This is a genomic window from Salaquimonas pukyongi (assembly GCF_001953055.1).
Classification (GTDB): Bacteria; Pseudomonadota; Alphaproteobacteria; order Rhizobiales; family Rhizobiaceae; genus Salaquimonas; species Salaquimonas pukyongi.
Genome location: NZ_CP019044.1, coordinates 1,598,599 through 1,612,904 on the forward strand (window position 1 = coordinate 1,598,599; position 14,306 = coordinate 1,612,904).

The 14,306-nt window shown below is 59.1% G+C and carries 10 protein-coding genes and 1 pseudogene; 1 reads left to right on the forward strand and 10 read right to left on the reverse strand.

Features of this window, described 5'->3' with window-relative positions; all coding sequences use genetic code 11:
• Positions 1 to 232 precede the first annotated feature (232 nt).
• From BVL55_RS07755 to proS, 7 genes and pseudogenes are all read right to left on the reverse strand, one after another.
• The gene (locus BVL55_RS07755) at positions 233 to 460 is read right to left on the reverse strand and encodes a hypothetical protein (RefSeq protein WP_075996402.1); all 228 of its coding nucleotides are present in this window, start codon (positions 458 to 460) and stop codon (positions 233 to 235) included.
• An 80-nt stretch (positions 461 to 540) separates the two neighbouring features.
• Positions 541 to 1,629, reverse strand: coding sequence for a sulfotransferase (locus BVL55_RS07760; protein ID WP_075996403.1), 1,089 nt, complete (start codon positions 1,627 to 1,629; stop codon positions 541 to 543).
• A gap of 320 nt (positions 1,630 to 1,949) precedes the next feature.
• Positions 1,950 to 2,912, reverse strand: coding sequence for a 3-oxoacyl-ACP synthase III family protein (locus BVL55_RS07765; protein WP_075996404.1), 963 nt, complete (start codon positions 2,910 to 2,912; stop codon positions 1,950 to 1,952).
• An 80-nt stretch (positions 2,913 to 2,992) separates the two neighbouring features.
• Positions 2,993 to 6,579, reverse strand: a pseudogene (gene dnaE, locus BVL55_RS07770) (DNA polymerase III subunit alpha).
• Between the two features lie 892 nt (positions 6,580 to 7,471).
• Positions 7,472 to 8,158, reverse strand: coding sequence for an ABC transporter ATP-binding protein (locus BVL55_RS07785; protein WP_075996405.1), 687 nt, complete (start codon positions 8,156 to 8,158; stop codon positions 7,472 to 7,474).
• Positions 8,159 to 8,166: 8 nt separating this feature from the next.
• Positions 8,167 to 9,471: a lipoprotein-releasing ABC transporter permease subunit gene (locus BVL55_RS07790; RefSeq protein ID WP_075996406.1), complete on the reverse strand. Its 1,305-nt coding sequence runs from the start codon at positions 9,469 to 9,471 to the stop codon at positions 8,167 to 8,169.
• Positions 9,468 to 10,793 (reverse strand): proline--tRNA ligase, encoded by a 1,326-nt coding sequence (gene proS / locus BVL55_RS07795; protein WP_075996407.1) that lies wholly within the window; start codon positions 10,791 to 10,793, stop codon positions 9,468 to 9,470. The genes BVL55_RS07790 and proS overlap by 4 nt, the downstream gene beginning before the upstream one ends.
• Positions 10,794 to 11,123: 330 nt before the next feature.
• Here proS and BVL55_RS07800 point away from each other — a divergent pair, with 330 nt between their 5' ends.
• A complete protein-coding gene (locus tag BVL55_RS07800; RefSeq protein WP_075996408.1) occupies positions 11,124 to 11,585 on the forward strand; it encodes a hypothetical protein in 462 nt (153 codons plus the stop codon).
• A 37-nt stretch (positions 11,586 to 11,622) separates the two neighbouring features.
• On the opposite strand, the gene BVL55_RS07805 is transcribed toward BVL55_RS07800, so the two are convergent.
• From BVL55_RS07805 to BVL55_RS07820, 3 genes are all read right to left on the reverse strand, one after another.
• Complete coding sequence (locus BVL55_RS07805; protein WP_075996409.1) at positions 11,623 to 11,901, reverse strand: DUF1467 family protein; 279 nt, start codon at positions 11,899 to 11,901, stop codon at positions 11,623 to 11,625.
• 307 nt (positions 11,902 to 12,208) lie between these two features.
• Positions 12,209 to 12,613: a methylmalonyl-CoA epimerase gene (mce, locus tag BVL55_RS07815; RefSeq protein ID WP_075996411.1), complete on the reverse strand. Its 405-nt coding sequence runs from the start codon at positions 12,611 to 12,613 to the stop codon at positions 12,209 to 12,211.
• Between the two features lie 20 nt (positions 12,614 to 12,633).
• On the reverse strand, positions 12,634 to 14,298 hold the full coding sequence (locus BVL55_RS07820) for a ribonuclease J (RefSeq protein WP_075996412.1): 1,665 nt from the start codon (positions 14,296 to 14,298) through the stop codon (positions 12,634 to 12,636).
• Positions 14,299 to 14,306 lie beyond the last annotated feature (8 nt).

Below are 14,306 nucleotides of genomic sequence, written 5' to 3' on the forward strand. Positions count from 1 at the left end.
TTTGTCTCCTTTACCGGTTGAACCTCCGCAGGCCATGAACCGGTCTTTTCGCACAATGCTGAAAAAACCAGGTCACCGGTACGCTCATCTGACAATGCCATGCTTGAAGAAGCCGGAGGCTGGGGCCAGTCGCGCAAACCTGCGTGTGGAATGGGCGGGCCTATAGACGATTATGATGCCCGGCGCAAGAGCAACCGCAAATCCGCTGTGGCACGCCACTACAGTCCTGACCCTAGAGCGTGTCCTGGTTGGATGGGTTCGTTTGAGCGCCGGGAGTTTGGTCTTCGGCAAGGCGCAAAAAGCGCAGCAGTGCAGGTACTGTCAGCGTTTTGCAACGCAGCCCGAAGGCCCGGGAACCAGATTCAGGCGATTGCAGAACAAAAGGGTGTTCAACATGGTATTGCACCGGCTGTGGTGTCTTTTGCGCGCTGGCTTCGTCCAAATCCTCGTCCGATGCCATCGCATCGCTCAGCGGTATTCTCCTTGCCAGGCACGAAAAATCCATCCATTCAAACTGCTTCCAGCTAACCAGGACACGCTCTAGAGAAAGGCGTCGTAAAAGAACGCGCAGTCCCGGCGAATCTGTTCACGGTCAAGACCGAACATGGCGGGATCGTATTGGTGCCGGCTCCTGCGCGTGCGCTGATGGGCACCCTGCCTTTCCAGCGCCTGCTGCAGGGTGTCATCGGCCTCGTGCCCAATGAACCGGAAGATACCGTCCATCGTGTTCTCAAAATCCGTCATCAGGCGGTCATACTGAACGATATGCACGTTTTGCTGCCCGACCCTGCCGCTGGCATAATCATCGTGAAAGCGCTGCAGGGACTGGACAAGCGCCTTGTAAAGCCGGTCCAGATACCGCTCGCGCACCGCTTCGGGCAATGCCCAGAAGCCGAATGCCCGGTCCAGAACGCCGGTGATCAGGCTCATATTGGAGGGAATGGCGTCTTCCGGCTGCCGGGCAAGATACAAGATACGGGCGTCGGGATACTTTTCGATGAATGCCGGCAGCCTTGCGCCCAGGCTGAAAATCTTCCCCACCACCCGGTCTGCACCACTGGCAAGAAGGTTCCTTCGCCACAACGCATCCAGCCAGTCGAAATCCCGCCCTGCCCGGTCCGTTTTTTTCGGATCAAAGGCATCAAACATATCGTCTTCGTCAAAGGCGAGCAAAAAACCATAGAGGAAAAAGCCATCCACATGGCGAAAGAACAGGCCGGCATCCTCGGTTTCCACCGCCGTCAGATCGGTTTCGTGAACATCCCCATCGTGGAACCTGGCCGGCGACAGGCGTTCCAGTGCCGGCAGGACGGGTTTGACTGCCTTTTGCAAGATCAGCGAGGGATAGAGCATGCGGTGCAGTTCAAGCCCTGCCCCCACGCCGTTTTCACACAGGAAACGCTGCAGAAATGTTGTTCCGTTGCGCGGATTACCGACAATGATCACCGGGCTTTCGACCTGTACCCGGCGCAATTGGGGATAAAAAAGCCTGTCCAGTGCCATTGAGGCGCTGACAAGCGAACGCACCGAAACCAGCGCACCACTGGCTATCCACGGTCGCACCCTGTAACCGAACACCGATCCCAAAACCCGGTTTGTCCGGTACAGCCGTTTGAAGAGGGTATCCATCCGTTAGAGCGTGTCCGGCTTAAATGGAATCGTTTGAGCGCCGGGAGTTTGGTCTTCGGCAAGGAGGAAAATGCGACGCAGTGCAGGCACTGTCAGCGTTTTGCAACGCGGTCCGAGGGCCCGGGAACCAGGTTCAAACGATTGCAGAAAACCCGATACATTCATGATGTCAAGTGCCCGGCTGTGGTGTCTTTTGCGTTCTGGCTTCGTCGAAATCCTCGCGAGGTGGCAAGGCACCGCGCTGCGGTGTTCTCCTTGCCGGAGGCGAAAAATCCATCCATGCAAACTGCTTCCATTTAAACCGGACACGCTTCTAGCCGTCACCACCGCATCAGAGCTGTTGCGGTGCTCATGCCGGCCCCCATGCCGAAAAACATGACCAGATCGCCGCGCTTGATACGCTGGGCTTTGAGGGCCCGGTCGAGCGCCATCGGCAGGGAAGCAGCAATGCAATTGCCGTATTCATTGATGATGTTGACGATCTTTGCGGCCGGAAAGCCAAGCCTTTCATAGGTTTTCATCCCGTGTCCGGAGGCCTGGTGCGGGATGAACAGATCGATATCGTCCACACCGATACCCTGGCGATTGAGAAACTCGCTGAACATGGGCGGTATCTTCTGCAGCGATAGCCGGAAAACCTTTGCCCCCTCCATCTGAAACAGATTATCGCTTCTGCAGGCCAGCGGACCGTTGGGATGGCGGCGCGTCCCAGCGCCCCTGATTTCGGTGAAAAAGGCCCCCTCCGGCCAGGTCTGCATGGCAAAGCCGAGCCAGGCGCTGTCAGACCCTTCCATGGCAGGCTCCACAACCGCCGCCGCCGCGCCATCGCCGATCAGCATGGCGCTTTCCGGCTGGCCGAAATCGCGGCTCACACTGCCGATTTCCGAGCTGACGATAAGGATGCGTTTATAGGCACCGCTATGGATCAGGCTGGCGGCATTGTTCAGCGCCACCAGAAAAGAAAGACAGGTTGCGTGGATGGAATATCCGGGAATGTCGTCATAGCCCAGTTCATCGAGAATGAAGACGGAGGAGTCGGGGATCAGCTGCACGGGCGTGAGCGAAGCGTTGATCAGCAGATCCGGTGGCGGGCCATTGCCGAGCGCCTCGCGGGCGGCGATGGCGGCCATTTGCGGCATGGTTTGTTCGGCAATCCGCCGCTGTGCCACGCCGACACCACTTGCCCATTCTTCACTGACCCCCAGGCGGGGCGCCAGTTCCCCCGCCGTCTCGATCTTTTCCGGTGCATGAAAGCCGGTGCCCGTGATCTGAATCTTCAGCATCGCGTCCGATCTGTTCCGCTGAGCCCCCAGCAGGTGCAATTGCAGCAAATGACACCGCAAACCGCAAGAAATTTAATTTGTTACGTCACCTCAACCTGTAATACGCCCTGTACCGACTTGATGGCATTGGCGTATTGCGGCGTGATTTTCAGCCGCGCCGGCAACTGCATTTCGACCTCCATTCCGCCATTGCCGTCGACCACCACCACCGAAACGCTGCCATCACCCCGCGGCGGCGCAGAACTTCCGCTCAACAGGCTTTGAATGCTCGGTACTGCCATGTCATCGCGCAGGAATATGCGCAGGTTTCGCGTCTCCCGCATGGCCTCCGCCTCCAGCGACTGAACGCTCTGCACGCGGATGGATATGCCCTCCTCGCGAATGTCCGCATTGACCAGAAGAATGACCGACTGGCCCGGCTCCAGCAATTCACGGTATCGCTGCAGGCCTTCATCGAACAACAGGGCTTCATACTGGCCGGAAGGATCGGACAGAGTCACGATGCCCATTCGCCGTCCGGTTCGCGTCTTGCGCTCCTGACGCCCGGTCACCGTGCCCGCCAGCCGCCCCGCGCTTGCGCCGGCGCGCACCGATTCTTCGAAATCGGAATAAAGCTGAATGCGGCTCTTGTGCATCAACTCGCGGTATTCATCGAGCGGATGAGCGGAAAGATAAAATCCCATGGCCTGCAATTCGCGCTGCAGTTTTTCTGCCTGCATCCAGGGTTTGACGGCCGGAAGTTCGATGGTTTCCTGATCGCCCGGCAGCGCACCGAACATGTCGTCCTGGCCGGTGGCGCGGTTCTGGGCAATGCGCTGGGAATGGGCCGTCAGCCGGTCGATGCCCGCCAGCAGCTGCTCGCGGCTGGCGCCAAAGCAATCGAACGCACCCGCACAGATAAGGCTCTCGATGGTGCGTTTGTTGACGAAACGGATGTCGATGCGGCTGAACAGGTCGGCCAGAGAGGCGAACGGCCCGTTTTCTTCCCGCTCGCTGACAATGTGGTCGACGGCAGCCTCCCCGACGCCCTTGATGGCAGCGAGCGCATAATGGATTTTACCCTCGCGCACGGTAAACTGCGCGCTGCAGGTCTGCACGCAGGGCGCCACGACCTCGATGCCGAGATCGCGTGCTTCCTGCCGGAAGATCGCCAGCTTGTCGGTATTGCCCATGTCGAACTGCATGGAGGCGGCCAGAAATTCCACCGGATGGTGGGCCTTCATATAGGCCGTGTGGTAGGACACCAGGGCATAGGCTGCGGCATGTGACTTGTTGAACCCGTAATCGGCAAACTTCGCCAGCAGGTCGAAAATCTGGTTGGCCTGGGGCTTGGAAAGCCCGCGTTCACAGGCACCATTGACGAAGACGCCACGCTGCTTGTCCATTTCCGACCGGATTTTCTTGCCCATGGCGCGGCGCAGCACATCGGCTTCGCCAAGGCTGTAACCGGCCAGTTCCTGGGCGATCTGCATCACCTGTTCCTGATAGACGATGACGCCCTGCGTCTCCGATACCAGAGGGTCGATCTTCGGATGGATCGAGGCGATCTGTTCTTCGCCATTCTTGCGCGCATTGTAGACCGGAATGTTTTCCATCGGGCCGGGCCGGTATAGCGCCACCAGGGCGATGATATCCTCAAACCGGTCCGGCTTCATGCCGATCAGCGCCTTGCGCATGCCTGCACTTTCCAGCTGGAAAATCCCGATGGTCTCGCCACGGGTCAGCATGGCGTAGGTTTCCGTGTCGTCCAGCGGCACTTCCAGCAGGTTGATTTTTTCAACGCCGCACTCGGCAACGAGTTCAACCGCCCTTTCAAGCACGCTCAGCGTCTTCAGTCCGAGAAAATCGAATTTGACCAGGCCGGCCTGCTCCACCCATTTCATGTTGAACTGGGTAACCGGCATGTCGGAACGCGGATCGCGGTAGAGCGGCACCAGTTCGTCCAGCCTGCGGTCGCCGATGACGATGCCCGCAGCATGGGTCGAGGCATGCCGGTACAGGCCTTCAAGCCGCATTGATATGTCGAACAGGCGGGCGACGACCTCCTCGTCCCTTGCAGCGTCCTGCAGCCTGGGTTCGCTGTCGATGGCCTGGCGCAGGGTTACAGGATTGGCCGGATTTGCCGGCACCAGCTTGGCGATGCGGTCGACCTGGCCATAGGGCATCTGCAGCACACGGCCCACATCGCGCAATACAGCGCGCGCCTGCAGCGTTCCGAAGGTGATGATCTGGGCCACCTGGTCGCTGCCGTATTTTTCCTGCACATAGCGGATAACCTCTTCGCGCCGCTCCTGGCAGAAATCGATGTCGAAATCGGGCATGGAAACCCGCTCGGGGTTGAGAAACCGCTCAAACAGCAGCGAGAAACGCATCGGGTCGATGTCGGTGATCGCAAGCGCCCAGGCAACCAGCGAACCGGCCCCGATCCCCTGCCCGGGCCGACCGGTATTTTTCTCGACTTCGCCCAGCCGATGAAATCGGCAACGATCAGGAAGTATCCGGGGAACCCCATCTGCTCGATGATCGACAATTCGTGGGCAAGGCGTTTGTCGTAGTCCTCACGGCTAAATCCCTCGGCCGGCTCAAAGAGCTTGAAGCGTTCGTCAAGCCCCTCCTCCGCCTGGCGGCACAGCAGTTCGGCCTCGGCCTTGATCTGGGCTTCCTCGCTGTCGGAATTCGCTTTGGCAAAACGCGGCAGGATGGGTGAACGCCTGGGCGCGCGGTAGTGGCATCGCCGGGCGATCTCGACAGTATTTTCAACCGCTTCCGGCAAATCGGCAAACAGCGCCGCCATTTCGTCCGGGCTTTTGAAATAATGTTCCGGCGTCAGCCGCATGCGGTCGTCTGCGGCCACCACAACGCCTTCCGCGATACAGCGCAGCGCATCATGGGCCTCGAAATCGTCCCGGGTCGCAAAAAAAGGCTGGTTGGTGGCCACCAGCGGCAGGGCAAGCTCGTAGGCAAGCCTTACCAGATGCGGCTCGATGCGCCCCTCCCGCGGATCATCGCGGCTGCCGTGACGCTGAACTTCGACATACAGCCGGTCACCGAAAATGCCATGGAGATGTTCAAGCAGTGCTTTCGCACCATCGCGGTCATCGCGCTCCAGCAGGCGGTTTATCGGCCCCTCGCCGGCAGCGGTCAGGCAGATAACGCCATCGCCGTGCCGCGAAAGGGCCTCAAGGCTGACATGGGGACCTGACAGCGCAGCCGGGCTTTGCACCGCATCACGACCGGGCACCGCATCACGGCCGGCCGCCCCATCACTGTGCAGCCGCGCCACGCCATCGGCAGGTTCGCCGGTTGTATCATCTCCCTTGTCCCCTTCTTTCTTGCCCGTATCTGAAAGCCCGGCAAGATCGCCCAGGAAGGCCTGGCTCGACAGCTTGACCAGATTGCCATATCCCGTCTCGTTCATGGCAAGAAGGACAAGCGCGGGCAAAGCCTCCGCCAGACTCGCCCTGCCGTGGTCTGGCGGCGCGCAAAACGCGCCGAAATCGATTGCCAGCTTGATGCCCATGATGGGCTGCAGCCCCCTGGCGGCCGCAGCCTCTGAAAACTCAAGGGCACCGAAAAGATTGTTGCGGTCCGTTACAGCCAGCGCCGGCTGATGATCGCGAACGGCAAGATCAACCAGCTTTTTGAGCGGCAGTGCCCCTTCAAGCAGGGAATAGGCCGAATGGGCATGCAGGTGAACGAATTTGGGAGACCCGTCGCCGTTTTTTTGCGGTTTTCCACCGCCGCCGCTCTGGGAAGTGTCATCTGCAGGTGCAGAACCCGTGGCCTGCGCCGGCCCGGCAGACGGCTTTGGTCCGGCTGCCGAGGGTCCCGCCGTTTCGGCGGCGAGCTGTTCATGAAGTTGTTGTTTTTTGGACACGCGAATCTGCTCCCTCGCAGGGAACAAGTCTGGTCACGATCTGCCGCCCTGTGCAAGACGGCTGGCCCGCCGCAGCGGGTTTTCCTTTCGGCAATAACCGCTATCCACAGACAGCCTGCGCACAAAGCCGCCGCTTATGAGCAAATAATCGCGGCACCATGAAAACCCGTCACCCTTGTACCCCGCCACTCTTGTACGTTGTCAAAGGGATCCATTCCGTTTTCGTGTCAGTGGACAGATATGTCGCTTCTGCCCTTCACCAGGAGTCTTTGCGCCGATGGGTTAAGGGCATGGATGCCTGTGACGAACACAGGCATGACGGAATTCTCATCCAGGCCATTGCCCATATGCGATCACCGCCCCATATGCGATCACCGCATGGACAGCCCTGATCCGGGGCAGATCCGATCCGGCCTGCCTGAACACAATCAGGCGACCGCCTGGAGAATGTCGGCCCAGGTGAACATCGCCACCAAAAACAGGGAAATGGTTGCAAACGAGGCAATGTCGCGCAGGGAAATGTACATTCCACTCTCCATATTCGCTTTATGTATAATCTATGTTCCTTATATGTTCTCTTCTTGCTTAAGTCAAGCCATCAGATTTGAAGGGCTGCGAAAACCGCCTCTTTACCGGGATTGTTCAGAAATCTGATGATGGGCGAGCGCTGGACGTCAGCAGCTTACAGCTCGCAATCGACCACGCGGGCATCTTCCAGCGTCACGATCCGGTCCATGCGGCGGGCAAGATCATGGTTGTGGGTTGCGATCAGTGCCGAAAGTCCGGTGCTGCGCACCAGCCTGTCGAGCACCGAGAAAACCCGCTCCGACGTCTCCGGATCGAGGTTTCCGGTCGGCTCGTCCGCCAGCAGCAGTTTCGGCCCGTTGGCAACCGCCCTTGCAATCGCCACCCGCTGCTGTTCGCCGCCGGAAAGTTCCGATGGCCGGTGATCGGCGCGCGCTTCAAGGCCCATGAAGGAAAGCAGTTCCATTCCCCGGCCATTGGCTGCCTCCCGGTCCACGCCCCGCAGCATTTGCGGGATGACCAGATTTTCCAGGGCCGAAAACTCCGGCAGCAGGTGATGGAACTGATAGATGAAGCCGATGTCATTGCGCCGCAGGGCCGTGCGCTGTTCGTCGGGCAGTTTCACCGTTGCCCTGCCGCCGATATGAACTTCGCCGGAGCCCGGCCGCTCAAGCAGGCCGGCAAGATGCAGAAGGGTCGACTTTCCCGCGCCCGATGGTGCCACCAGGGAAACGATCTGCCCGCCTTTAATGGAAAAGGAGGCATCCTCCAGCACGCGGATCTGCTTGCCATGGGCTTCGGTATAGATCCGCGTGACCTTTTCCAGCCGCAATACAGGTTCCATGATGCCCCCTATTCGTAGCGCAGGGCTTCGACAGGATCGAGCCGGGCTGCCCGCCATGCCGGAAACAGCGTTGCCAGGAACGACAGTGTCAGCGCCATGGCGATCACCATGGTGGTCTCCCAGGGATCCATCTTCGCCGGCAACTGGCTGAGAAAGTAGAGTTCCGGATTGAACAGCGTTGTTCCCGACAGCCAGGAAAAGAACTGCCGGATCGATTCAACGTTGAGACACACCACGATGCCGAGAATGACCCCGGCAATCGTGCCGAAAACACCGATTGCCGCCCCCGTCAGGAAAAAGACCCGCATGATGGCGCCCCGCGTTGCCCCCATGGTGCGCAAAATGGCGATATCCCGCCCCTTGTCCTTTACCAGCATGAACAGGCCGGAAATGATGTTGAGCGCTGCGACCAGCACGATCAGCGTTAAAATGAAGAACATCACATTGCGCTCCACCTGAAGGGCGGAGAAAAAGGTCGCATTGCGCTGGGTCCAGTCGGTAAGGAAGAGCGGGCGGGCTGCGGCCTGTTCCACCGCCTGGCGCATCGACTGCACTTCGTCCGGATGCTCGACAAAGAGCTCGATGACGCTCACCGTGCCTTCGCTGTTGAAGTAAAGCTGGGCTTCCGGCAACGGCATGAACACGAAGGTGGAATCATATTCGCTCATGCCGACTTCGAAAATCGCATTGACCGGATAGGCCTTGACCCTCGGTGTGGTGCCGAACGGGGTAACATCGCCTTCCGGCGATATCAGCGTCAGCAAATCGCCCACTGTCAGCCCGAGCTGGTTTGCCATGCGGATTCCAATGGCAATCCCCTCTCCGGCATCAAAACCGTCCAGGGACCCGGCCCGTATCGTTCCGGCAATCGACTCGATGCGCTTGATGTCGGCTTCGCGAACCCCGCGCACCAGCGCGCCGGAGCCTCCCTGCCCGCTGGAAACCAGCGCCTGCCCCTCGACCAGCGGCACGGCGAGCTTGACCCCCTCAACGCCGTTCAGCCGGTCTGCAACCGCTGCGTAGTCGGTCAGTTCGCCATCGACGGGGGAGACAATCAGATGCCCGTTAAGCCCCAATATGCGGTCAAGCAGTTCGGCCCTGAATCCGTTCATCACCGCCATGACGATGATTAGTGTGGCAACCCCAAGCGTTATGCCGACAAAGGAAAAGCCGGAAATGACGGAAATGAAGGTCTCCCGGCGCCTGGAGCGCAGATAGCGCCCGGCAAGCATCCATTCGAAGGCGGAGAACGGCCCTGTCTTTCCGGGCGCCTCCAGCCGCTCGCCCAGCAATGGCTGCATTTGCGCCGTCATGCGGCGCCAAACCGGTTGATGGCTTCCTCGACACTGACCGTATCGCGGCTGCCATCGGCACGGTTCTTGATTTCAACCTTGCCTTCGGCGGCAGAGCGCGGCCCGGCGATCACCTGCCAGGGCACGCCGATCAGATCGAAGGTGGCAAATTTCGCCCCGGCGCGGTTGTCCGTATCATCGTAGAGGACGTCACGCCCGCTGGCGCCAATGGCCTTGTACAGCTTCTCGCAGATTTCATCACAGGCGCCATCGCCCGGTTTCATGTTGATCAGGCCGACGTGAAACGGTGCCACCGGTTCGGGCCACTTGATACCGTCCTCGTCGTGGAATGCCTCGATAATCGCTGCAACCAGCCGGGTCGGCCCGATGCCGTACGATCCCATGTGGACCGTGTGCTCCTGGCCATCGGGGCCCTGAACCTTGGCATTCATGGGGTCGGAATACTTGGTGCCGAAATAGAAGATGTGGCCGACTTCGATACCGCGGGCCGAAAGCCGGTCTTTTTCGCCAATCGCTTCATAGGCGCTTTCATCGTGCATTTCGTCGGTGGCTGCATAGGGCGTTGTAAAATCCTTGACGATTTTCGCCATTGCCGCCTCGTCCCAATAGTCGATGCCTTCATCGGGCGCCTGCATTTCAAGATAGGCCTTGTCGCAGAACACCTGGCTTTCGCCGGTATCGGCAAGAATGATGAACTCGTGCGAAAGATCGCCGCCGATCGGTCCGGTATCGGCACGCATCGGAATGGCCTTCAGTCCCATGCGTTCGAACGTGCGAAGGTAGGAAACGAACATGCGGTGATAGGCCGCCCTCGCCCCCTCCTGGTTCATGTCGAAGGAATAGGCGTCCTTCATCAGGAATTCCCTGCTGCGCATGACGCCGAAACGCGGGCGCACCTCGTCGCGGAACTTCCACTGGATGTGATACAGATTAAGCGGCAAATCCTTGTAGGAGCGCACATAGGAGCGGAAGATTTCCGTCACCATCTCCTCGTTTGTCGGCCCGAACAGCATGTCGCGCTCATGGCGGTCCTGAATGCGCAGCATCTCCTTGCCGTAATCGTCGTAGCGCCCGCTCTCGCGCCACAAATCGGCAGGCTGGATGGTCGGCATGAGGATTTCATTGGCCCCGGCGCGCTTTTGCTCCTCGTGGATGATCGCGCACACCTTGTCGAGCACGATCTTGCCAAGCGGAAGCCAGGAATAAATGCCGGCTGATTGCTGGCGTACCATCCCGGCACGCAACATCAAGCGGTGGGAAACAATCTCTGCTTCCTTGGGAGTTTCCTTCAACAGCGGCAAAAAGAACTTGGAAAGACGCATGGGGGTTCCAACGGGAATCAGGTTTGATCGGTTTTGCGCCTATAAACCTGCAAAGACCGGCACTTACAAGTTTTTCCGCAGTCTCTATGCCAGTGCGGCTGAACTAAGGCCGCGGCACATTTTCGTTCTTAGAATGCAACCTTGCACATGTTTTTGCATTGATTTTTCAGACATCGCTTGATTGCCGTTACGTCATGTGCTTGCATTCCCATACGTCATCTTGTTGTGATCGGGCGATGCGATTGTGACCAAAGGCACATACACCGGCATGGAATGCGGCCAAAACGGCGCTGCGGGGCGATGGAAGAAAAAGACGCCAGGAGAAGTATCATGAACCGCACCTATGCCAGTCTGTTTATCGAAATCGGAAAATATGCGTTTATTACCGGCGCCGTCATCACCGCTCTGGTGACAAGCGCTGCATTGGCCTCCTCTCAGGGATTGAAGGCACCCCCGCAAGGGCCGCTTAAAGCTGTATCCGCGCAGCTGGCCATCAAGTCGCCGAACGTCAACGTTTGCCCCGCCACCGCAACCATGGCCGGCTGGATCCACACCAGCAAGCCCGGTCAGGTCTCCTACATGATCGCCAAGAAAGGCGGTTCGGTCTCCGGCCCCTTTACCCTTCAGGCGGTCAAGGCCGTTAATGGCGGCATGGCAAGCTTTTCCAAAAGCTTTCAGATCCACAATGCCATCAACACCGAATACCGCATTCTGGTTTCCGGCAGCAACGGCAAGGTGATGAGCAATTGGGTGCCGCTTACTGCTTCCTGCAAGATCAAGCTCGGCGGATGAGGCCCCGGCTGAGCGCCAGCATGGTCTCTGTGTAATTTCAGCGCTGGGACGGCGGCTTGGGCAGAAGCTCGGAGACTTCCGCAAGCCCGATCCCCATGATCTGTGTCATGTAGAACCAGGCAAGAAACAGCGCCCCCGAAATCAGCGTGTTGAGCGCCAGAATGCGCCAGATGCGCAGTTTCGCCGGCGCGCTGGGTTCGGTCCCCGGCACCACTTCGCCGGCTTCCTGCTGTGTCTTCAGCCCGATGGAAAGCACGGCGAACAGGCACACCCACCAAAACAGAATATAATAGGCAAACCAGGTTACGACAGACATTAGAGCGTGTCCTGTTTGGCTGGAAGCAGCTTGAATGGATGGATTTTTCGCCTCTGGCAAGGAGAAGACCACAGCAGGATGTTTATCCATCCTGCGAGGATTTCGGCGAAGCCAGCGCGCAAAAGACACCACAGGTGATGCAATACCATGTTGAATACCCTTTTGTTCTGCAATCGCCTGAACCTGGTTCCCGGACCCTCGGACCGCGTTGCAAAACGCTGACAGTGCCTGCAGTGCTGCGCTTTTTACGCCTTGCCGAAGCCCCGGTTACCGGCGTTCAAACGAACCCATCCAACCAGGACACGCTCTAAACCTGCTCCAACTCGACCAGCGTGCCGCAGAAATCCTTGGGATGAAGAAACAGCACCGGCTTGCCATGGGCGCCGGTTTTCGGTTCGCCATCGCCCAGCACCCTTGCGCCTTCCGATTTCAGCCTGTCGCGCGCCGCGATGATGTCCTCGACCTCATAGCACACATGATGAATGCCGCCGGAAGGATTGCGTTCCAGGAACGGTGCCACGGGAGAGTTTTCCCCGAGCACCTCCAGCAGTTCGATCTTGGTGTTCGGCAGCTCGACAAACACCACGGTTACCCCGTGTTCGGGCAAGGCCTGGGGTTCGCTGACTGCAGCGCCCAGGCTGTCCCGGTAAACCGCGGTTCCCGCCGCAAGATCGGGTACGACGATCGCCACGTGATTGAGTTTGCCGATCATGCGCCTGAACCTCGCTTTCTCTAGACCTTCGCCACGAATACGGTGACAACCGGCTTCTTGCCCCAATGATAGCGCGCCGTGGCGCGGATTGCCTTGTAGACGGCCTCCTCCACAACACGGGGGTCCTTGCGCCGTTTTGGCGGAATGCTCTCCGCCGCCCCGTTTGCAGCGTCATACAATACATCCTCAAAAGGATCGCCTGCTGCCGTGACATCGGGAAGCCCGTATACCGAAATGTCGATTTCATCGGCAAGGCGCCCATTGCGATCGATCACCACCGAACAGGCAACCAGACCCGCATAGCCGAGCTTGCGGCGTTCCTGGACACCGATTTCCTCTTCGCCGCCGATCAGATTGCCATCCTTGTAGATGCGGCCAAAGGTAACCTGCCCGGTTATCTCTGCCGGTCCTGGTGCAAGGCGCAGCATGTCGCCGTTTCGCACCGGCGCTACTTCCGGAACGCCAACCTCGGCAGCCAGATTGGCATGGGCATTCAGGTGCAAAGCCTCTCCATGCACCGGCACGGCAATCTGCGGCTTTACCCAGTCATACATCTGCTTGAGCTCATTGCGGCGCGGATGGCCGGAAACATGAACCAGTTCATCGCCGTCATTGATGATCTCGATGCCCCGGTCGGCCAGCATGTTCTGGACGTCCAGAATGGATTTCAGATTTCCGGGAATGACACGGGAGGAATAGATCACCGTATCGCCGGCGGAAAGATGTACGCGGGGATGGTCATCGCGCGCCAGCTTGCCCATGGCGGCCCGCTCCTCGCCCTGGCTGCCCGTACAGATGATGACCAGCTTGTTGCGGTCGACCATGGAAAACTCATCCTCGTCGAGGAACGGTTGCAAGCCGTCGAGATAACCCAGATCGTCGGCCACCTCGCTGACCCGCTTGATGGAGCGGCCCATCAACATCACCCGCCGGCCCACGCTTTCGGCAGCCTGGGCAATCGAGCGTATCCGGCCCACATTGGAGGAAAAGGTGGTAACGGCCACCCTGCCCCTTGCCTTCTCGATAACCTTTGCAATCGAGGCTGAAACCTCGGTCTCCGTCGGCGACATGCCCTCGCGCATCGCATTGGTCGAATCGCATATAATGGCGAGCACACCTTCCTTGCCGAGGCGCTGAAAGCTTGCCGCATCCGTGTCGGCGCCAAGGGTCGGATCGGGGTCGATTTTCCAGTCGCCGGTGTGGATCACCTTGCCGAGCGGGCATTTCATGGCCAGCGAAACCGGTTCGGGAATGGAGTGGGTGACGTGAACAGCCTCGATTTCAAAGGGACCAGCGGTAAAGCGGTCGCCCGCCCGGTAGACCTCGACGGGAATATCCTCATCGATCCTGTCCGATTGCAGCTTGGCTTCCAGCATTCCGGCGGTAAACGGCGTTGCCCAGATCCGTTTCCGCAGTAGCGGCCACAGCGCAATCAGGGCACCGTAATGGTCCTCATGGGCGTGGGTGATGACAATGGCCTTCAGCGCATCGCCCAGTTCCTGGGCAAAGGTGATGTCCGGCAGGATGAGGTCGACGCCCGGCAGGTTCGGCCCGGGAAAGGTAACCCCGCAATCGACCATGATCCACTCGCGGTCATCTTCAGGTCCATAGCCGTAAAGCGCGAGATTCATTCCGATCTCGCCAACCCCGCCAAGCGGGACGAATACTAATTCTGCGTTTTCCATGATGTCCT